Origin of the sequence: Pseudarthrobacter sp. H2 (genome assembly GCF_050157045.1) — a bacterium.
GTDB lineage: Bacteria > Actinomycetota > Actinomycetes > Actinomycetales > Micrococcaceae > Arthrobacter.
The window spans coordinates 4,604,458-4,624,346 of sequence record NZ_CP189594.1; the positions used below are offsets into that span (position 1 = coordinate 4,604,458).

The following is a 19,889-nucleotide window of genomic DNA, read 5'->3' on the forward strand; positions in this document are numbered from 1 at the left end:
TCCGGAGAACTGTGGTTCAGCTTCGGACCAGCGTTCTGAGCAGTTTGAGTGCCACGGAGATGGAGGCGATGTCCACCTGCCCCGGCCTGGTGACCTCCGCGAACGTGTCTTTGATCCGCGCCAACTGCTCCTGGTGTCCGCGCTCCCACGCCACAATGCGTTCCATACTGTCGGCGCCCTGGAAGTCACCGCCTTGGGTGGTCTGCAAGACGTACAACGTCATGTCCGCCACGGCGGAGTAGACGTCATCACGCAAAGCGGCCCGGGCCAGGGCCTCCCACCGGCTGTGCCGGGGCAGGTCGGTGATGCGCAGCAGCAGGCCCACCGCACCGATCCGCTGAAGAACCGCCCAATAAAGATCGGCGATGGTGGTGATGGGTTCCTTTACCTGCTCCGACACCAGCGAAATGTCCAGAAGCCCGAAGCTTTCGAGCAGGTCTGAGGCGCGCTTCCCCAACTCCCGCGGCAGGCCGACGTCGTCCCAGTGCGCCATCCGGCCCTGGACGAGGTCGCGATCGGAGCCGCGCAGGAAGTCCACGGTCCTGGTCCGCAGCAGGTCCAAAGTGGGCATGACCCGGCCCAGGGCCTCGGCAACGGGCTGGTCCCGGTGGTCATGCGTCACGTACCACCGGGTCGCCCGGTCCAGGAGCCTGCGCATGTGCAGGGCCACCTGGGCGGCGTGTTCGCTGGGAAACCCCGGGGGAAGCCCGGCAATCCGGTCCACTATCCATGGCAGGTCGTATGCCTCCCGGACCACAATAAAGGCCCTGGCGACGGCCGCAGCAGTTGCGGTGGTTTCCTCGATGGCACGGAAGGCGAAGGTGATTCCTCCCAGGTTGATCATGTCGTTGGCCACCGCCGTGCACACGATCTGACGGCGCAGGGGGTGGGCGTCCAGTTCGGCGTCGAAGCGCCCGGACAGCTGGCGGGGGAAGTAGCCGCGGAGTACCCGCTTGAACCAGGGGTCATCGGCAAGATCGCTGGCGCTGAGCTCCCTGGCCAGCTCGATCTTCGCATAGGCGGCGAGCACGGCGAGTTCGGGAGCCGTGAGTCCATGGCCGGACCGCAGCCGGTCCTGGAGCTCCTCCGTGCCCGGCAGCGCCTCCAGCCGGCGGTCCAGGTCGGTGGCGTTCTCCAGCCAGTCCATGATCCGCTCAAACCCGGGGCTCCACTCCAGCACCAGGTGCCGGTCGTTGAGCAGGAGGACGTTCTGGTCCGCGTTGTTTGCCAGGACAAGGCGGGCCACCTCATCGGTGAGGGAGTGCAGGAAACCGGCGCGTTCCGACGCCGGCATCTTCCCCGCCGCGATCATCCTGTCAACGAAAATCTTGATGTTGACCTCGTGGTCCGAACAATCCACGCCGGCCGAGTTGTCGATCGCGTCCGTGTTGAGCAGGACGCCGTTCAGGGCCGCTTCGATCCGTCCGCGCTGGGTGATGCCCAGGTTGCCGCCCTCGGCAACGATCCTGGCCCTCAGTTCGTTGCCGTTGACCCGGATGGCGTCGTTCGCCTTGTCGCCCACCTCTATGTGGCTCTCGGTGGAGGCCTTGACGTAGGTTCCGATGCCGCCGTTGTAGGCCAGGTCCACGGGTGCGCGGAGGATGGCCTGAAGGAGGGCATGGGGCGGAAGCGTTGCCGTTCCCGGTTCCAGGCCGAGGGACATCCGGACCTGCTCCGTGATCGCGATGGTCTTAGCCCTGCGGGAATGGACGCCGCCGCCCTCGCTGATCAGCGAGGGATCATAGTCGGCCCAGGACGAACGGGGGAGGCCGAACAGACGCTTTCGTTCCTCGAAGGATGCCGTGGCATCCGGGGCCGGGTCGAGGAAGATGTGGCGGTGGTCGAACGCCGCCACCAGCAGGATGTGGGGCGAGAGCAGCATCCCGTTCCCGAAGACGTCGCCGCTCATGTCGCCGATGCCCACCACGGTGAAGTCTTCGCCCTGCGGATCCATGCCCAGCTCGCGGAAATGGTGCTTCACGGATTCCCACGCCCCGCGGGCCGTTATTCCCATCTGCTTGTGGTCGTATCCCACGGATCCGCCGGACGCGAAGGCGTCTCCCAGCCAGAAGCCGTACTCCTGCGCCACGGCGTTCGCGGCATCGGAAAAGGACGCTGTTCCCTTGTCGGCCGCCACCACCAGGTAGTAGTCGTCGCCGTCGTGGCGCACCACGCGCTCCGGCGGGACCACCTCTTCGCCGCGGACGGAGGTGACCAGGTTGTCCGTCAGGTCCAGCAGCCCGCTGATGAAAATCCGGTAGCATTCCAGGCCTTCGGCCAGCCAGGCCTCCCGGTCCGCGGCCGGGTCCGGCAGCTGCTTGGGGTAGAACCCTCCCTTGGCCCCCGTCGGCACAATGACGGAGTTCTTCACGTTCTGCGCCTTGACCAGTCCCAGGACCTCGGTCCGGAAATCCTCGCTTCGGTCAGACCAGCGCAGCCCGCCGCGGGCCAGGGCCCCGAACCGGAGGTGGACGCCTTCGACGCGCGGGGAGTAGACCCAGATCTCGTACTTGGGCCGGGGAAACGGGGCATTGGCGATCGCCGCCGGGTTCAGTTTGAAACTCAGATGGGGCTTGTCCTGGAAGAAGTTGGTCCGCAGCGTTGCTTCCACGAGGTTCATGAAGGTCCGCAGCAGCCGGTCGGCATCGAGCACGGGGATTTCGTCGATCGCGGCCAGCAGCTCTTTCCGTGCTGCGGCGGTCTCCCGGAACCGGCCGGGCACGTCGAGCCCGGGCTCGAACTTCGCCTGGAACAGGGCCAGGAGTGCGTGTGTTGCCCGGACATTGGTCATCAGCGTATCCGCGATGAACCCGTACGAGGTGGTTGTCCCCAGCTGCTGGAGGTACTTCGCATAGCTTCGCAGGATTGCGGCCTGCCGCCAGCCCACCCGCTCGCGGATGACGAGTGCGTCGATCCGGTCGGATTCGATGTCGCCCCGCATGGCAGCGCGGAACGCGTCGGCGAGCAGCCCGCTGCTTGCCTCGGGATCAACGCCGGCGGGATACTTCACGCCGAGGTCGTACAGAAACACGTTCTGCGCGGTGCCGCGCCGGAGCTCGAAGGGCCGCTGGTCAAGCACCTCGAGCCCGAGGTTGTGCAGGAAGGGCAGGATCTGCGTGAGGCTCCGGGGCCTGGTCAGGTAGAGGCGGATCCGGGCGTCCTCGGCCAGGGTGGGCGGGGCGCCCCGCCTGACGTAGACCGTGAGCAGCGGATCCCCATGCGGGCGCCCGCCGGTGCCGTCCAGGTCGAACGTCTCGAAGTTGATGATGTCCCCGATCGCGGCTTCCGCCTCGTAGTCCGCGCGATAACTCGGGGGAAACGCGTCTGACCACAATCCGGAGAGCCTGGCGGCCTCCGACGCCGGGAAGCGCTCACGGATCACCTCGTCGAGTCCGTCCGTCCAGGAGCGGGTGGCTGAGATCAGGCGCCGCTCCAGCTGGGAGGGGTCGACGCCGGCAGTGCCGGACGCCGGGGCATCGGGTGCGGCACCAGCCAGGTGGATCCGGAAGAACACCCGGGCCATGGGGGATTCGGTCAGCCGGGCCTCGAACTCGATGGATTTCGCCTTGAAGGCCTGCCTGAGCTCCTGTTCCATCAGCAGCCGGACGGCCGTGCTGTAGCGGCGGCGCGGGAAAAAGACCAGTGCGGAGATGAACCGGCCAAAGCTGTCAGGCCGCAGGAACACGCGGGTCCGCCGGAGTACCTCGGCGCGGAGGATTTCGCCCGCCAGCCGGGCGAGGTCATCCACCTCGATGTGGAAGAGCTCATCGCGCGGAAAGGTCTCCAGAACAGCCAGCAGGTCCTTGCCCTGGTGTGATCGGGGCGTAAATCCCAGACGTTCGCTGACGGCCTGGACCTTTTCACGGATCACCGGAATCCGCCGGACGGATTGATGCGCGGCGCCGGGAGTGAACAACCCCACGAACCGTCGCTCCCCGGTGGCTTTGCCGGCCTCGTTGAACACCTGGAGACGCACTTCGTCCAGGTAGGACCGCCGCAGGACTGTGGACCGCACCTCCGAGGTGGCAAGCGTGAGCGCCTGGGGCCCAGGGATCCTCGACTGCCAGGGACCCGGCCTTCCAGCGGCGTCCCCCTGTGGCCGCCGCAGCAGGCCCAGCGCTTCACCTGGCCGCTCGGTGAGCAGTTCCTGGCCGCCCGCCGTCGTGAGTTCATATTCGTCGTAGCCGAGGAACAGGAAGTTGCCGTCGTCCAGCCAGAGGAGCAGTTCACGAAGCTGTTCCAGCGGCGGAACGAGGCCCGGCGGCAACCCGTCCACCGAGGCGACGGCCTCGGATACCTTGCTGTGGACGGCGGTAGCGTCCGCGGCGGCAACCCGCACATCGTCCAGTACCCTGTGCAGGTTTTCTGTGAGCTCCCTTGCCGCCGTGTCGTCTGCCAGCCTGCCGATTTCCGCGGCAATCCAGGTCTCGGTGCTGCCTGGTTCCGGGGCAGGGCTTCCCGGAGGGCCTTCCGGGGAAGGGCCGCGCCGGACGTCCAACAACGCGTGGGACACCGGATCCCTCAGCACCTGGAAGCTCGGATGCACGAGCACCCGGATCGAGGCGTCGTCGCGTGTGAGCTCCGCCGTGATGGAGTGGACCAGGTACGGGATGTCCTCGGTCACCACTGCAACGATGCTGGCGTCAAGTTCGTTCAGGATCCCGACGGCGGCCTGGCCGGGGGCCCGCGACGACGCCACTTTCAGGTGGTGCGCCGCCCGCGTCCGGAGTGTCTCCGGGCTGTAGCTCCGCAGGTCCTCCGCGGGTACCTGCGCGTAGTAGTCGGCCAGGAAAGGCCCGTTGGGCTCCAGGGAACCTGCGGTCCGGGCGTGCTCCGCGGGCACCGATTTGCCTGACATGTCACAGCGCCTCCACCGCGGGGTGCCATCGCAATCTGCGGCTGACGATCCAGCCCCCGCGCCTCCTTTTATCATGGCTGGCTGCGCGGAAGCCGTCCAGTGCCGGCCGCTGCACGCTCGCGTGCGGTGGGCCTACACCGCGCGGCCGGTGGGGTCCTCCGCCGTCGGGTCCGCGAGGACCAGCCCGCCGACCGGGGTGCCGTCCCAGTGGATCAGCCGCCAGCCGGCGTCGGGGTCGCCGTCCAGCGCGACGATGCCGGTGTTGGCGAGCACGTGCCGGGCGGCGAATCCGGGTTCGATGTTGCTGGCCCGCAGCCCGGCCCAGACCCGGATCGCCGCACCGTGGCTGACGACGGCCGCGGTCCCCGTGGCGGAATTGCCGGCCGCGGCGGCAATCCGGGCGATCGAGTCATCGAAGCGCTCGAAGAAATCGTGGCCGCTCGGCCCGGCGGGCATCCGGCTGTCCAGCTCCCCGGCCGCCCACGCAAAGACGGTGCCCAGGTACCGCAGGTGCGATTCGTGGTCGGTGAGTTTCTCCAGCGACCCGGCTTCGATCTCCCGCAGCCCCGCCAGCACTTCGACGTCGAGCCCCCGCCTCGTGGCCAGCGGCCTGGCGGTGAGCTGGGTGCGGGTCAGGGTGGAGGCGTAGAGGCGGCCGATCTGCTCGTTTTCCAGCGCACGGGCGAGGGCGGCGGCCTGCCGGGTCCCGAGCTCGGTCAGCCCGGGACCCGGGTGGGCGGTGTCCAGCTGGCCCAGCACGTTCCCGGGCGTCTGGCCGTGGCGGATGAGCAGGAGCCTCATTTCAGGTGGTCCACCAGCTGTTCCGCGATGCCGGTGTACTTGCCCGGGGTGAGGGCCAGCAGGCGCGCTTCGGCGTCCGCGGAGAGGCCCAGGCCCTGGACGAATTCGCGCATCCGTGCGGCGTCGACGCGCTGCCCGCGGGTCAGGTCCTTGAGCCGCTCGTACGGGTTCTCCATGCCGTCGACGCCGGCGATCGCCTCGGCGCGCATGACCATCTGGATGGCCTCGCCCAGGACTTCCCAGTTGGTGTCCAGATCGGCCGCGAGCACGTCGTCGGCGACGTTGAGCCGGTCGAGCCCCTTGGCGACGTTGGAGATGGCCAGCAGCGAGTGGCCGAAGGCCACGCCGATGTTGCGCTGCGAGGAGGAATCGGTGAGGTCGCGCTGCCAGCGGGAGGTGACCAGGGTCGAGCCCAGCACATCGAACAGCCCGGAGGAGATCTCCAGGTTGGCCTCGGCATTTTCGAAGCGGATCGGGTTGACCTTGTGCGGCATCGTCGAGGAGCCCGTGGCGCCAGCAACCGGGATCTGCACGAAGTAGCCGATGGAGATGTAGCTCCAGATGTCCGTGCAGATGTTGTGCAGGATCCGGTTGAAGCGCGCGACGTCGGCGTACAGCTCCGCCTGCCAGTCGTGGCTCTCGATCTGGGTGGTCAGCGGGTTCCAGGTCAGGCCGAGGCCTTCGATGAAGGTTTTGGCGACGTGCTGCCAGTCGGCGCCCGGCACGGAGGCCACGTGGGCGGCATAGGTGCCGGTGGCGCCGTTGATCTTGCCGAGGTATTCGGTCCGGGCGATGCGGTCCAGCTGGCGGTTGAGCCGGTGGGCGTAAACGGCCAGTTCCTTGCCGAGGGTGGTGGGGGTGGCCGGCTGTCCGTGCGTGCGGGAGAGCATCGGCACGGCGCGGTTGTCCTCCGCCATCCTGCTGATCTGGGCCACGAGGCCGCGGGCGGCAGGCAGCCATACGTCCTCCACAGCGCCCTTGACGCCCAGGGCGTAGGACAGGTTGTTGATGTCCTCGGAGGTGCAGCCGAAGTGCACCATGGCCGTGAGGCGCTCGATGCCGATGCTGGGCAGGCGGCGGCCGATGTAGTACTCCACTGCCTTGACGTCGTGCACCGTGACGGCCTCGATGTCAGCCAGCTCGGCGACGGACCCGGCGTCGAATCCGGTGACGATGGCGCGCAGCTTCTCCTGCTGCTCCGCCGTCAGCGGCCCGGCCCCCGGCAGGACGTTGTTGCCGGTCAGGTGGATCAGCCATTCGACTTCCACGGCCACGCGGTCGCGGTTCAGGGCGGCTTCGGAAAGGTAGTCAACCAGCGGCGCGACGGCGGACTGGTAGCGGCCGTCCAGCGGGCCGAGCGCGATCTTGTCTGAGGACGCGGCGAGGGCCAGGCGTCCGGAAGGCGTACGGGTAGCGGCGGTGGCGGCAGTTTCAGGCATGCCCCGATTCTTTCACGAACTCGCGCCGGGCCTTAAGCGCAGCTTTCCGTGTGACTTCCGCCGGCTGCATGCGGCCGCCATTCCTTCCCGGCTTGTCCACATGGCCCGGGGCGGGGCTTCAGCACGGCCGCCGGAATCCCTAGCGTCGAAGTCATCCGGTGATGCAGGAGCCATCCGGTGGTACCGAAGCCATCCGGTGATGCCGGGAACCTGAGAGTGGGCGACTACATGGCCAGTGCGATGACCGGCACGATGGCAGGTGCCAGGGGTGGCACGACGGCGGGGCCGGCCGGTCCTCCCGTCCCGGTGACGGCCGCCGACGCCGCGGCCTGCGCCTCACGCAGTTACGAGGTCCAGCAGCTGGCTGCCCGGGTGGCGGTCTGTGCCGACCGGGCCGACGCCGCGCTCGCGCAGCTGGCCCGGCTGGAGCTCCAAAGCTGGCAGTCGCCGGCGGGGCGGGCCTACCGGACGGCGTTGTCGCTGCAGGCGGCCTCGCTGCGCAGGAGCCGGAATGCGCTGCAGGACGCAGCGGCCATGGTGCTCCGGCACGCCCAGAATGTAGTGCTTTCCTCCGGCCGGCCGGGCTACTGATGGCGGACGCAACACCGGCGGGCACCGGAGGAGCTCCGCGCCCGTCCGCGCCTCCGGATGACGGCATGCTCCGGATCCGCGGCGGGGTGGGCGGCATCAGCTTCGCGTTTGAGGAGCTGCTTGCCGGTGCAGCGGCCCTGGAGGGAGTCGTGCGGCAGCTGCAGGAGGTGGAATTGGAAGCGGACGCGGTGCGGCAGGCGCTGTTCCCCTACCAGCCCGATTCCTACAGCAGCGGCAGTTCGGCGATCACCGCCGTGGGCGAAGGTGGCCGTGCGGTCGGCCGCGTCCGCTCGGACCTGGAGCGCATGGCCGGGGATGTCAGGGCGAGCCACCGGGAGTATGAGTTTACGGAGGCCCGGAACGCCTTGTTCCCGGGGTTGGGAGCGCACGCGTCCGGGTACGGGTCCGGGAAAGGGAGTTCCGGCCTGCCGGAATTCTACGTGCGGGACATCGTGGAGGGCGGGATCGGCATGGCTTCCAGGAACCTGGCCATGCTTCTGGGGGCCGCACCGGACGGGTCCGCGGGCGCCGCCGCCGGCGGGCCCATGGACGTCCGCCGCATCATCCTGGAGTTGTCCGCGGCTCTGGGACTGGGGTTCCTGCAGCCGCGCCCCGTCCGGATCGCGGGCGAGGAAACGGGGACGGAGGACGTCGATCTCTCGCCGGCAGGGCTGTTGCTGCGGGCTGAAGCCGTGGGCCGGACGAGCGGGGACATCGAAGTCCTCCAGATCGCGAACGGGAGTCTGCGGTCCTGGGTGGTCATCATCCCGGGAACGCAGACGGACGGACTGCCCGCGGGCACAAACCCCTTCGACGAAGCGGGCATCGCCGAGGCTCTGGGCTACGGCTCTGCCGAAACGAACGCCGCCGTCCGGGAGGCCCTGCACAGGGCAGGAGCGGAAACGGGTGAGCAGGTTGCCGCCGTCGGCTACAGCCAGGGCGGCATCCATGCCATGAACCTCAGCCAGGACCGGGACTTCCTGGCCGAATACGATCTGAAATTTGTCCTGACGGCGGGCTCCCCGGTGGGGGGTATAGAGCCTGCCCCGGGGATCAGCAGCCTGCATCTGGAGCACGAGCAGGACTGGGTGCCCGGGGCAGACGGCCTGCCCAATCCGGACACCAAAGAGCGGGTGACTGTGACCCTCACCAACCCGCTGGAAATCCCGCCGCTGGACGAGTTCGGCCTGGGCCCCGGCCACAGCCTGGACAATTACGCGGAGGGCGCCGGGGCTGTCGCCGCGAGCCGGGATCCGTCACTGCAGGCCTCCACCGCCGCGCTCGCCGCGGTGGTGGGTACCGCCGGCGCCGCCACGGTCACGCGTTTCTCGCTCCGGCGGGACGCCGCGCCGGTACGTCACGGGGCAGTCATGGCGCCCGGGCCGCGCCGGGGTCCGGACGGGACGCAGGCCCGGCGGCAGCCCGCGGGTCCGCTGGCTTAGGCAGGCAGGCAGGCAGGCCGGCCGGCCGTGCCGTGCCCGGCCCTGGAGGCCTAGCGCCTCGCGCCGGTGAGCCTGCCGGCGACCAGCGAGATGACGGTGATGATGATGGCCGCGAAGACCGCGGTCCAGAAGAAGGAGTCGATGGTGAAATGCACGGGCGTGTAGCTGCTCAGCCAGGAGGTCAGATAGAGCATGGCCGCGTTGATGACGATCGTGAACAGCCCCAGGGTCAGGATGGTGAGCGGCAGCGACAGCAGGCTCACCAGCGGCTTCACCAGCGCGTTGACCACACCGAAGATCAGTCCGATGAACAGGTACGCCAGGACCAGTCCGATGGTGTCCGCGCCCTGCCCGATACCGGTTTTGGCCACGGCCGCCTCGGTGGCGGAGGTGGAGATGTCCAGCCCGGGAAGGATCCAGCCGGTGATCCAGAGGGCAAGCCCGTTGATGATGACCCGCAGGATGAATGAACGCATGGCCCCATGCTGTCACATGCCCCTGCATCCCCGCCGGGACGGCAAAGAGGGACGGCGAAGTAGGCTAGGTGCCATGACTTCATCAGAGAATCCGGCCGGAGGAATCAGGCCGCGCCCGGTGGTGGACCTCCTTCCCCGCTACGCGGCCGGCAAGGCGCCCGTCCCCGTCGAGGGCCTTGCCAGCTACAAGCTGTCCTCCAATGAAAACCCGCTGCCGCCCATTCCTGCAGTTCGGCAGGCGGTCGCTGAGCAGACCGATTTCAACCGTTACCCGGACCCCCTGAGCAGCAGGCTGCGCGCGGCCCTCGCCGGGTTCCTGGACGTGCCCGCCGACGACATCGTCACCGGCGCCGGAAGCCTCGGGGCCCTGAACCAGCTGCTGGTCACCTTCGCGGGCCAGAACGACGACGGCAAGGCCGACGAGGTCATCTACGCCTGGCGTTCCTTCGAGGCCTACCCCATCTGCGTCGGCCTCACGGGTGCGGAGAGCGTCCGGATTCCCCTCACCAGCGACGGCCGCCATGATCTCGGCGCGATGGCCGCCGCCGTATCGGCGCGCACCAGGATGATCCTGCTGTGCACGCCCAACAATCCCACCGGGCCCATCCTCACGACCGAGGAAACCGAGCGCTTCATCAATGCCGTGCCCTCCAACGTCGTCGTGGTCATCGACGAGGCCTACCAGGAGTTCGTGCGGGCCGCAGACGCCGTGGACGGCATCCAGATGTACCGCAAGTACCCCAACGTGGTGGTGCTGCGGACGTTCTCCAAAGCGCACGGCCTCGCCGGTCTCCGGGTCGGCTACAGCGTGTCCCGGCCCGAACTCACCCAGCACCTGCGCGTCGCCGCGACGCCCTTCTCGGTCTCCCAGATCGGCGAAGTCGCGGCCGTCACGTCGCTGCAGCACTACGACCAGGTTGTAGAAAGGGTACAAAGCCTGGTCGACGAACGGGACCGCGTCACCGCCGGACTCCGCGAGCTCGGCTGGGCCGTGCCCGATGCGCAGGGCAACTTCGTCTGGCTCAATCTCGGCGCCGACAGTGCTGAATTCGCCGCCCTGGCAGGGGAGCGGGCCCTGTCCGTCCGGGCCTTCGGGGACGAGGGCGTCCGGGTCAGCATCGGCGAGGCCGAGGCCAACACCCGGTTTCTGGAACTCTGTGCGGTCTATACAAAACCGCCACGAGGTTCCTAACGCTTAACATGACGCCCGGGGGCAGCCCCCTGCGGATAAAGTAAGGACGAGTAAGCCAAAATATATGCCGGATCCGGAATACATTCCCGATCCGGCATATATCCCAGCGATTGCGGCGCATTCGGATGCGGCAAGCAAGGAGACGGTATGGGCGCCACACATCTGCCCTCCACCGAGTTCGACGGAACCGAGATGGATGACCGGCTTGAGGCAGAAGCCGAAGCCCAACTGGGCGCCCCGGCGACCCCCATGGTGCAGCTGCTCGGCCCGGACGGGACCCTGGGCACCGACCCGGTCTTCTCCGAATACGCCGACCGGCTCGACGCGGAGAAACTGCGCGGGTTCTACGCCGACATGGCCGCCATCCGGCGCTTCGACCAGGAAGCCACCGCCCTGCAGCGGCAGGGCCAGCTGGCCCTGTGGGTCCCGCTCACCGGCCAGGAAGCCGCCCAGATCGGCTCCGGCCGGGCCAGCCAGCCCCAGGACTATATCTTCCCGACTTACCGCGAACACGGGGTGGCGCTGACCCGCAACGTTGACCTGGCCGAACTGCTGCGCCAGTTCCGCGGGGTCTCCAACGGGGGCTGGAACCCCAAGGAAACCAACTTCCACCTCTACACACTGGTCCTCGCGGCCCAGACTCCGCACGCGGTCGGCTACGCCATGGGCATCCAGCGCGACCAAAAGCTCGCGGCAGCGGCCGCCGCCGCCGCGGGCCGGGCGGAGGGCCACGCAGGAGGCCAGGCGCCGGAGCCCAAGGCCGCCGTCGTCGTCTATTTCGGCGACGGGGCCAGCTCGGAAGGCGACGTCCACGAATCCATGGTCTTCGCCTCCTCCTACAACGCGCCCGTGGTGTTTTTCTGCCAGAACAACCACTGGGCCATCTCCGTCCCGAGCTCCGTGCAGACCCGCATCCCCCTGTCCAACCGCGCCAAAGGCTACGGCTTCCCCGGAATCCGGGTGGACGGCAATGACGTGATCGCGGTCCACGCCGTCACCGAATGGGCGCTCGAGCACGCCCGCGAGGGCAACGGCCCGGTGCTGATCGAGGCCTTCACCTACCGGGTCGGCGCACACACCACGGCCGACGACCCCACGAAGTACCGCGAATCCGCCGAGGAATCGCGGTGGCGGGCCAAGGATCCGCTCGAGCGCCTGGAAAAGTACCTCCGCGCCGCCGGCATGGCGGACGACGCCTTCTTCGCGCAGGTCAAGGCCGACGGCGACGAACTCGCAGCGTACGTCCGCAAGACGACCTACGAGCTCGAAACCCCGGACATCCGGACCGCCTTCGCCAACACCTACGTGGAGGCACACCCGCTGGTGGCCGAAGAGCTGGCCTGGTTCGAGGAGTACAGCGCAGGATTCGCCGACGAGGCAGACGCCGATGAGGCAGCCACAGTCGCGGCAGCCACCGACGAGGCAGACACAGAGGGGGCCCGCTGATGACCACCATGACCATTGCCAAGGCCATCAATGAAGGCCTGCGCGCGACGCTGCGCAGCAACCCGCGGTCCCTCCTCATGGGCGAGGACATCGGGCCGCTGGGCGGCGTCTACCGCGTCACGGACGGACTGATCGCCGAGTTCGGTGCGGACCGGGTGGTGGACACGCCGCTGGCCGAGTCCGGCATCATCGGCACCGCGATCGGCCTGGCGCTGCGCGGCTACCTGCCGATCTGCGAGATCCAGTTCGACGGCTTCGTCTTCCCCGGCTTCAACCAGATCACCACGCAGCTGGCCAAGATGCATTCCCGCAGCAACGGCAACCTCACCGTCCCCGTCGTCATCCGCATCCCCTACGGCGGCGGCATCGGCTCGATCGAGCACCACTCCGAATCCCCGGAAGCGCTGTTCGCCCACACCGCAGGCCTGCGCATCATCACCCCGTCCAACCCGCACGACGCCTACTGGATGATCCAGCAGGCTGTCGACTGCCAGGACCCGGTGATCGTCTTCGAACCCAAGCGGCGCTACTGGCTCAAGGGCGAGGTCGACACGGAATCAGCCGGCCTGGCCGCTGACCCGTTCAAGGCCCATGTGCTGCGCGAAGGCACGGACGCCACCGTGGTGGTCTACGGCCCGCTCGTGCCGGTGGCCCTCGCGGCGGCCAACGCCGCTGCCGAGGACGGCCACAGCCTCGAGGTGATCGACCTGCGCTCCATCTCCCCGATCGACTTCGACGCCGTCACCAAGTCCGTCACGAAGACCGGCCGGCTGATCGTGGCCCATGAGGCCCCCACCTTCGGCGGTATCGGGGGCGAAATCGCGGCCCGGATCAGCGAGCGGGCCTTCCACTCACTGGAGGCCCCCGTGATCCGTGTCGGCGGCTTCCACATGCCCTACCCCGTGGCCAAGGTGGAAGAAGACTACCTGCCCGACATCGACCGCATCCTTGAGGCGCTGGACCGTGCCCTTTCCTACTGACGGCCCTTTGTTGCTGATGCAGCGGCCCGATGCAGCCTTTCGAATCCGAGGACCCCTATGACGCTGAACAAGTTCAATCTCCCCGATGTGGGCGAAGGTCTGACCGAGGCAGAAATCGTCTCCTGGAAGGTCAAGGCCGGCGACACCGTGGCCGTCAATGACGTCATCTGCGAGATCGAGACCGCCAAGTCGCTCGTCGAACTTCCCTCCCCGTTTGCCGGCACCGTCACCGAACTGCTGGTCCCGGAGGGTGTGACGGTCGACGTCGGCACCCCCATCATCAGCGTCACCGACGCGGCCGCCCCGGAAGTTGCCGCACCGGCGGCCCCCGAGGCTCCGGCCGTTGAGACGCCGGCCGTTGCGACGCGGGCAGTTGAGGCGCCCATGTACGGGAAGCTTGAGATGGACACCTCCGACGCCGGTGAGCCGGCCGGGCGTCCGGCCGGCGGCCCGCTGGTGGGTTCCGGCCCCAAGGCCGACGCCGTCAAGCGCCGCCGCCGGGTTTCCGCCGCTGCGACGATTTCGACAAGCTCAATCAGCGGCGTCCCGGTGGTCGAGCCTGTCGAGACCCCGCCGGTTTCGACAAGCTCAATCACCGGCGTCCCGGCCGGAAGCATCGACCAGCGGCCTACCCTGGGCGGGGCAATCAGCGGCCTCGTGAACAAGGTCCTCGCCAAGCCGCCCGTGCGCAAGATCGCCCGGGATCTCGGCATCGACCTGGCCGACGTCGTCCCCACCGGCGCCCGCGGCGAGGTGACCCGTGAGGACCTGGTGAGTTACCAGGCCCAGCGCGACGCCGAGGTGGACAAGGCGGAGACCTTCTGGGGCAAGACCGGCCGTCCGCAGGAACAGCGGATCGAGCGGATCCCGGTCAAGGGCGTCCGCAGGGCCACGGCGAAGGCCATGGTCGAGTCGGCCTTCGCGGCGCCGCACGTCAGCATCTTCGTGGACGTCGATGCCAGCCGGACGATGGAGTTCGTCAAGCGGCTCAAGGCGTCCCGGGACTTCGAGGGGATCAAGGTTTCCCCGCTCCTGATTCTTTCCAAGGCCGTGATCTGGGCCGCGGCGCGCAACCCCAGCGTCAACGCCACCTGGGTGGACAGCCCGGACGGCGCTTCCGCGGAGATCCACGTCAAGCACTTCATGAACCTCGGCATCGCCGCCGCCACGCCCCGCGGCCTGATGGTGCCGAACATCAAGAACGCGCAGGACCTTTCGCTGAAGGAACTGGCCCTGGCCCTGAATGACCTCGCCACCACTGCCCGGGCGGGCAAGACCCAGCCTTCCCAGATGCAGGGCGGCACCCTCACCATCACCAACATCGGCGCCCTCGGCATCGACACCGGCACCCCGATCATCAACCCTGGCGAGGTGGCGATCGTGGCTTTCGGCACCATCAAGCAGAAGCCCTGGGTGCTCGACGGCGAAGTCATCCCGCGCTGGATCACGACGCTCGGCGGCTCGTTCGACCACCGCGTGGTGGACGGGGACCTCTCGGCCCGCTTCATGGCCGACGTCGCGGCCATCCTCGAGGAGCCGGCCCTGCTGCTGGACTGAGGGCCGGCGCGGCCGTGACCTTCCCGGCGGCTCATTGGTATCCAAGCCGTCCTAATAACTCCACAATCAGTACTTCCCTTTACTAATCGGGGCTTCTAAACTGGTCAGAGCGCGGCACCCGGCCCCGCTTCGATCCGCCAGGAGCGTCAATGGAGACTCGGCACCTGAAGTACTTCATTGCCGTGGCCGAGGAACGCCACTTCGGCCGGGCAGCCCTGCGCCTGCACATGGCGCAGCCTCCCCTGTCGCAGCAGATCCGGCAGCTGGAGGAGCTGCTCGGCACGCCGCTGCTGGTACGCACCACGCGCAAGGTTGACCTCACCCCGGCCGGGCAGGTCCTGCTGGACCGCGGACGCGCGCTGCTGCAGGAACTCGACGCCCTCGTGGAGGACGTCCAGCAGGTCGGCGCCGGCGCGACCGGCGTGATCCGGGTCGGCTTCACCGGAACCGCCACCTACCGGCTGATGCCCGGCATCGTCCAGGCAGCCCGCCGGACCCTGCCCGGGCTCAGGATCACGGTGCAGGGGGAGATGCTGACACCTCAGATGGAGGCTGCCCTCGAGGAAGGCCGGCTCGACGTCGCCGTTCTCCGCCCTCCCGTCCGCTCCGACGAGATCGCCCTGAGGCTGCTCGAGCAGGACCAGTTGGTCGCGGCACTGCCCGCCGATTCGCCCCTCGCGGAGCGCGGCACGCTGGACATCACCGATCTGTCCGCCGAGGACTTCATCGGCTACCCCTCCTCTTCCGCCGTCAACTCCATCTCCGTTGAAGCCTGCCGCAAGGCCGGTTTCAAGCCCCGCCTGGTGCAGGAGGCCAAGGAGACATCCACCCTGCTCTCGCTCGTGGCCGCCGGCATGGGGGTGGCGCTCGTGCCGATGACCTCCCGGATGTTTTCCTTCCAGGGCGTCGTCTTCCGCCCGCTCCGGAACCCGCCGCCCGTCGACCTCGCCGTCGCGTGGAACCGGAACAACGATACGCCGCTGATCCGGAGTTTCCTGGCCCTCTTCGACGCCTTCGGCACCTCCCAGCCCCCCGCACAGCCCGCCCCAGCAAAGGACACCTCCGAATGAAAATCGAACGTATCGAGGCCATCCCCTACGCCATCCCATACGCCCGGCCCCTGAAGTTCGCCAGCGGAGAAGTGACCGCCGCGGAACATGTGCTCGTCCGGATCCATACGGACACCGGCATCTGCGGCGTGGCCGACACCCCTCCGCGCCCCTACACCTATGGCGAAACGCAGGATTCCATCGTCTCGGTCGTGACCAAGGTCTTTGCCCCGCAGCTGATCGGCCTGGACCCGCTGGACCGCTCCAAGGTCCAGCAGCGGCTCCGCCGCACGGTCCACAACCCCACGGCCAAGGGCGCCCTGGACATCGCGCTGTGGGACATCATCGGCATCTCCCTGGGCACCCCGGTGCACAAGCTGCTGGGCGGTTTCACGGACAGCATGCGCGTGTCCCACATGCTCGGCTTCAAACCCGCCGCCGAACTCCTCGAGGAGGCACTGCGGTTCCGCGAGACCTACGGCATCAACACCTTCAAGCTCAAGACCGGCCGGCGGCCGCTGTCCCTCGACGTCGAGGCCTGCCACGTGCTGCGCGGGGGACTGGGCGAGGACACCGAGATCTACCTCGACGCCAACCGGGGCTGGACGGCGAACGAGGCCATGGAGGTGCTCCGCCGCACCGAAGGCCTGGGCCTGTCCATGCTGGAGGAACCGTGCGACGCAGGCGAGGCCATGGGCCGCCGTCGGCTCGTGGCGCACTCCAGCATCCCGATCGTGGGCGACGAAAGCGTCCCCACCCTGGGCGATGTTTCCCGGGAACTGCTTTCCGGCGGCAGCAATGCGATCTGCATCAAGACCGCGCGCAGCGGCTTCACCGAGGCACAGCAGATCCTCGGCCTGTGCGAGGGCCTCGGCGTTGACGTCACGATGGGCAACCAGATCGACACCCAGGTCGGAAGCCTGGCCACGGTGACGTTCGGTGCGGCGTTCGAGGCCAGTTCCCGGCGCGCCGGGGAACTCTCCAACTACCTGGACATGACGGACGACCTCCTGGCCGATCCGCTGGAAATCAGCGGCGGCTCCATCCGCGTCCGCGACGTGCCCGGCGTCGGCGCGGAAATCGACCCGGACAAACTGGCCAAATACCGGCAGGACTGACGCGCGAAACCGCCGATTCATATGCAAAAGCTTTCAATAGGGTGAAAATAGGTATTTCCCAACGATGAATTACCGTCCTACGGTTTAATCAACACCGGATGTGATTCAGAGCACGGCGCAACAGCAGCGCGCAACAGTCCGGACCACACGCATCGACAAAGGAGTCATTATGACGACGGAAACCCAGGCCACCGCCGCCGCTTCGGGCGCAGGGGCAACAGCCCGCTTCAGGGAGAACAAGCACGTCGAAGGCGCCACCAGCCAGGAGCGGGTCAACGCCCTCGCCAGCCGGCTCGTCAAGGCCGTCAATGACATCGTCACGGACGAGAAGGTCACGTACGACGAATACAACGCCTTCAAGGCCTGGCTCGTCAGTGTCGGCGAAACCGGCGAATGGCCGCTGTTCCTGGACGTCTGGGTGGAGCACTCCGTCGAGGAGGTCGCCAACGCCAACCGGCACGGCTCCAAGGGCACTATCGAGGGCCCGTACTACATCCCGGATGCCCCCGTCCAGCAGAGTCCCGCGACGCTGCCGATGCGCGAGGACGAGCCGGGCACGCCGTTGCTGTTCCAGGGCGAGGTCAAGAACGTCGCCGGCGAACCGCTCCCCGGTGCCCTGATCGAGATCTGGCACGCCGATGACCTGGGCTTCTACTCCCAGTTCGCCCCGGGCCTGCCGGAATGGAACCTCCGCGGCTCCGTCACCGCCGATGAGCAGGGCAAGTTCCAGATCAACACCATCCAGCCCGCGCCGTACCAGATCCCCACGGACGGCGCCTGCGGAGCCCTCATTGCCGCCGCCGGCTGGCACGCCTGGCGCCCGGCCCATATCCACCTGAAGGTTTCGGCTGGCGAACACCTGCCCATCACCACCCAGCTTTACTTCGAGGGCGGTGAGCACGTCGCCGACGACATCGCCTCGGCCGTGAAGCCGGAACTCGTCCTCGCCCCCACAGACCGGACCGACGGCAAGGGCCGCGAAGTCACCTACGACTTCATTCTCGACCCGCAGGACTGACCCGCGCCAGGCACGGATCCCTGGGGGCTGGCCCGGGCCTGAAGCCACCCCGCCCGACGGCGGCAGCACCGCCGTCGGGCAAGCACCACCACCCCGCCGTGATGGCGTGTTGCCAAAAACAGTCCGCATCGGAGCGGCAGCCCCCGAGAAGGAGACGTCGATGACCCAGGAAGCAGCAGTCCAGGGGGCCATTGATACCCGCGAACTGCGCCATGTGTTCGGGACCTTCGCCACCGGAGTCACGGTTGTCACCACACGGACGGACGACGGCGTCCCGCACGGCGCCACTGTCAACGCGTTCACCGCCGTTTCCCTCGACCCGCCGCTCGCCCAGGTGACGCTGACCCGCACCTCGCGGGCCGCCCGCTACCTCGAAGGTGCCCCGTTCGCCATCAACATCCTCTCCCTCGAGCAGATGGACGTTGCCCTGCACTTCGCCGGCAAGGTCATGACAGAGGAACCCGAGTGGACGCTGGACGGCAACGTCCCCGTGCTGACGAAGAACGCAGCCACCCTGGAATGCCGGCCCTGGAACATCTACGACGGCGGCGACCACATCATCGTCGTCGGCGAGGTGACAGCCATGGAGATCACCAGGCGCGAACCGCTCCTGTTCTTCGGCGGGAAGTTCCGCCAGATCGGGCGCCTTGTCGAAGGGGCGCCGTGGGACCAGTCCGGTGACGCCCCCGAATCGGGCTGGTTCGCCGGCGCCAGTTCCTTCAAACCGTTCCACACGCTTTAGCCCCGCAGCCTGGCCAGGACACAGCCAGGACAAACACCAGGAAACCCCGCCGTTGGACATGCCCAACGGCGGGGTTTCCTGCAGGGTGCGAAAGCCTGCTCAGTTGCCGGGGTAGCTCGCCAGCAGTTGGGCCAGGTCGGGCTTGCCGTTGAGGCCGGCCAAGGCGACGGCGGCGGCAAACATCAGGCCGGTAAATACTGTCCAGCATCCGGTCGCGATGGCGAGGTACTTCCAGTCCTCCAGTAATACGCTCGGGATGGTGTCGGCCATGCGGAAACCGGGGAAGATCACATTGGGGGCGCTGTCGGTGGTGCCGTCGTCCAGGAGCGCGACCACCCTGCCGGCACCGCGGTCCACACGCATGGTGCTGATGTGGTTGCCGTGCCGGGCCAGGAGGATGTCATGGCCGGCGAGCTGGCGGCGCTGAAGAGTGAGCATGGGGTCCCCTGGATCGGTAGGTTTCGGGTGTCCGCGCCATCGGGGGCATCTCCAATTTTACCGCTGGGGCCACGCTGGTTACGTCAAAAATGCCGGTGAGGCTGCCCACGCCTGGCTGTGAGGTGGCTCAAACCGGGGAGGTGCTGTCCGTGGCCGGCCGGCCAGGCGCACCGCCGCAGCCCCCGCCGCCGGCAGCCCCGGGGGCTTCGGCGGCAGGCTGCCGCCGCCGCCGGCCAGGCCGGTCCTAGGCCAGTCCTAGGCCTCGTCGGTCTTGGCGATGTAGACGTCGCAGGGGGCGTTGTGGGCCACACTGTTGGCAACGCTCCCCAGCACCCGCCCAAGTCCGCGCATGCGGCGGTTGCCCACAACGATCATCCGGGCATCGAGCCGGCCGGCCTCCGTGATCAGGGCTTCGGCCGGCTTGCCGCGTGCCGCCGAGTAGGTGACAGTGACGTCTGTGGCATTGAGGCTGCGGGCAACGTCCCTCGCGACCCGTTCGGCCAAGTCGGCGTCCGTGAGGATGAATTGGTCACTGCCGCTTCCGAATACCTCCGTGCGGTCGGTGTCGAAGGCTGTCACTACATGCAGTCCCGCGCCCAGCGAGGCGGCAAGGCCCTTGGCGGTCTGCGCGGCCCGCATGGCTGTTTCACTGCCGTCGACGCCGACAACGATAATTCCGGTCATGAACATGCTCCCTTAGTCCAACGCGCGGATCCAGCCGCGCACCAACGATGATTCAGGC

The 19,889-nt window shown here is 68.0% G+C and carries 16 protein-coding genes; 10 read left to right on the forward strand and 6 right to left on the reverse strand.

All coding sequences use genetic code 11. The annotated features are described in order from the left end of the window. Positions 1 to 16: 16 nt before the first annotated feature. From ACQCSZ_RS21450 to purB, 3 genes are all read right to left on the reverse strand, one after another. Positions 17 to 4,858 carry an NAD-glutamate dehydrogenase gene (locus tag ACQCSZ_RS21450; protein ID WP_427005636.1) on the reverse strand — a complete coding sequence of 1,614 codons (4,842 nt, stop codon included), beginning with the start codon at positions 4,856 to 4,858 and terminating at the stop codon, positions 17 to 19. A 132-nt stretch (positions 4,859 to 4,990) separates the two neighbouring features. Continuing rightward, a complete protein-coding gene (locus ACQCSZ_RS21455; RefSeq protein WP_427005637.1) occupies positions 4,991 to 5,659 on the reverse strand; it encodes a histidine phosphatase family protein in 669 nt (222 codons plus the stop codon). Then, entirely contained in the window at positions 5,656 to 7,098 is a 1,443-nt protein-coding gene (gene purB, locus ACQCSZ_RS21460; RefSeq protein WP_427005638.1) for an adenylosuccinate lyase, read from the reverse strand. Before purB ends, ACQCSZ_RS21455 begins: the two co-directional genes overlap by 4 nt. Positions 7,099 to 7,275: 177 nt before the next feature. On the opposite strand from purB, the gene ACQCSZ_RS21465 reads away from it, so the two are divergent. Further along, complete coding sequence (locus tag ACQCSZ_RS21465) at positions 7,276 to 7,689, forward strand: hypothetical protein (protein ID WP_427005639.1); 414 nt, start codon at positions 7,276 to 7,278, stop codon at positions 7,687 to 7,689. Continuing rightward, the gene (locus ACQCSZ_RS21470) at positions 7,689 to 9,131 is read left to right on the forward strand and encodes a hypothetical protein (RefSeq protein ID WP_427005640.1); all 1,443 of its coding nucleotides are present in this window, start codon (positions 7,689 to 7,691) and stop codon (positions 9,129 to 9,131) included. Before ACQCSZ_RS21465 ends, ACQCSZ_RS21470 begins: the two co-directional genes overlap by 1 nt. 50 nt (positions 9,132 to 9,181) lie before the next feature. Here ACQCSZ_RS21470 and ACQCSZ_RS21475 read toward each other — a convergent pair whose 3' ends face one another. Further along, a complete protein-coding gene (locus tag ACQCSZ_RS21475) occupies positions 9,182 to 9,607 on the reverse strand; it encodes a phage holin family protein (protein ID WP_427005641.1) in 426 nt (141 codons plus the stop codon). A gap of 73 nt (positions 9,608 to 9,680) precedes the next feature. Between ACQCSZ_RS21475 and ACQCSZ_RS21480 the strand changes: the two genes are divergently transcribed. The 8 genes from ACQCSZ_RS21480 (at position 9,681) to ACQCSZ_RS21515 (ending at position 18,709) form a co-directional block, all read left to right on the forward strand. Beyond that, positions 9,681 to 10,799, forward strand: a complete 1,119-nt coding sequence (locus ACQCSZ_RS21480; RefSeq protein ID WP_427005642.1) for a histidinol-phosphate transaminase — start codon at positions 9,681 to 9,683, stop codon at positions 10,797 to 10,799. 147 nt (positions 10,800 to 10,946) lie between these two features. Next, a complete protein-coding gene (gene pdhA / locus ACQCSZ_RS21485; protein WP_427005643.1) occupies positions 10,947 to 12,245 on the forward strand; it encodes a pyruvate dehydrogenase (acetyl-transferring) E1 component subunit alpha in 1,299 nt (432 codons plus the stop codon). After that, a complete protein-coding gene (locus ACQCSZ_RS21490; RefSeq protein WP_427005644.1) occupies positions 12,245 to 13,225 on the forward strand; it encodes an alpha-ketoacid dehydrogenase subunit beta in 981 nt (326 codons plus the stop codon). Before pdhA ends, ACQCSZ_RS21490 begins: the two co-directional genes overlap by 1 nt. A 57-nt stretch (positions 13,226 to 13,282) precedes the next feature. Further along, positions 13,283 to 14,782: a dihydrolipoamide acetyltransferase family protein gene (locus ACQCSZ_RS21495; protein WP_427005645.1), complete on the forward strand. Its 1,500-nt coding sequence runs from the start codon at positions 13,283 to 13,285 to the stop codon at positions 14,780 to 14,782. 149 nt (positions 14,783 to 14,931) lie between these two features. Then, positions 14,932 to 15,852: a LysR substrate-binding domain-containing protein gene (locus ACQCSZ_RS21500; protein ID WP_427005646.1), complete on the forward strand. Its 921-nt coding sequence runs from the start codon at positions 14,932 to 14,934 to the stop codon at positions 15,850 to 15,852. Then, complete coding sequence (locus ACQCSZ_RS21505) at positions 15,849 to 16,949, forward strand: mandelate racemase/muconate lactonizing enzyme family protein (protein WP_427005647.1); 1,101 nt, start codon at positions 15,849 to 15,851, stop codon at positions 16,947 to 16,949. The genes ACQCSZ_RS21500 and ACQCSZ_RS21505 overlap by 4 nt, the downstream gene beginning before the upstream one ends. A gap of 169 nt (positions 16,950 to 17,118) precedes the next feature. Further along, complete coding sequence (gene catA / locus ACQCSZ_RS21510) at positions 17,119 to 17,967, forward strand: catechol 1,2-dioxygenase (protein WP_427005648.1); 849 nt, start codon at positions 17,119 to 17,121, stop codon at positions 17,965 to 17,967. 160 nt (positions 17,968 to 18,127) lie between these two features. Next, the gene (locus tag ACQCSZ_RS21515) at positions 18,128 to 18,709 is read left to right on the forward strand and encodes a flavin reductase family protein (protein ID WP_427005649.1); all 582 of its coding nucleotides are present in this window, start codon (positions 18,128 to 18,130) and stop codon (positions 18,707 to 18,709) included. 99 nt (positions 18,710 to 18,808) lie between these two features. On the opposite strand, the gene ACQCSZ_RS21520 is transcribed toward ACQCSZ_RS21515, so the two are convergent. Both ACQCSZ_RS21520 and ACQCSZ_RS21525 read right to left on the reverse strand, forming a co-directional pair. After that, positions 18,809 to 19,147, reverse strand: a complete 339-nt coding sequence (locus tag ACQCSZ_RS21520; protein WP_427005650.1) for a hypothetical protein — start codon at positions 19,145 to 19,147, stop codon at positions 18,809 to 18,811. Between the two features lie 255 nt (positions 19,148 to 19,402). Further along, positions 19,403 to 19,831 (reverse strand): universal stress protein, encoded by a 429-nt coding sequence (locus ACQCSZ_RS21525; RefSeq protein WP_427005651.1) that lies wholly within the window; start codon positions 19,829 to 19,831, stop codon positions 19,403 to 19,405. Between the last annotated feature and the right edge of the window lie 58 nt (positions 19,832 to 19,889).